Annotated in this window: 1 protein-coding gene; it reads left to right on the top strand. The window is 60.3% G+C overall.

Annotation, left to right across the window (positions count from 1 at the left end; translation table 11 throughout):
* Positions 1–12 precede the first annotated feature (12 nt).
* On the top strand, positions 13–733 hold a 721-nt coding region (locus ACYQ1K_RS27915; protein ID WP_459986894.1), incomplete at its 3' end, for an LLM class flavin-dependent oxidoreductase.

Here is a 733-nt window from a genome sequence, read left to right on the forward strand (position 1 = left end):
AAGGAGTTAGTGATGGTGCAGCAGCTTGAGATTGGCATTGTGTTGGAGCCGCGTGAGCAGGTGGGGGAGACCGTTGACCGGGCCAAGCTCGCTGAGCAGTACGGGTTTGAGTATGTCGGGATCACTGATGGTCAGATGATTTGGCGTGATGTGTCGGTGGCGTTGACCGCGACCGCGATTGCGACGGAGAAGATCCATATGGGTCCGTGGGTGACCAATCCGGTGACTCGGCATTTGGCGGTGACGGCGAACTTCATTGCGACGTTGCATGAGTTCTCGGGTGGTCGGGCGATCTTGGGTATTGGGAACGGTGATGACGCGGTCCGCACGATTGGTGCGGAGCCGGAGAAGATGGCGGCTCTGGCTGAGACGGTGGACACGATCCGGGACTTGATGGATGGCAAGACGGTGCTGAACAAGTCCAAGGTGGGGTGGAGGATCTGCACTGGTGGGCGGCCCGAGGGTGTGGCGCCGATCTATTGGGCGGGGGCGAATCCGTTGTCGTTCAAGTACGGCATCAAGCACACCGATGGTCTGGTGATCAGTGGGTTCGTGGATGAGACCTGGTTGGACTGGATGGTTGAGACGACCGGGAAGTTGTCGGCGGAGTTCGACAAGACCCCGAAGCTGATCTTCAACTCTGCGGTTTCGGTCGATGAGGACGGGGACGTGGCTCGCGAGGCGGTGCGTCCTTATGTTGCGTCGGGTTTGCGGTATGCGTCGGCGGCGCGGG

The organism is Nocardioides sp. AN3 (assembly GCF_054653495.1).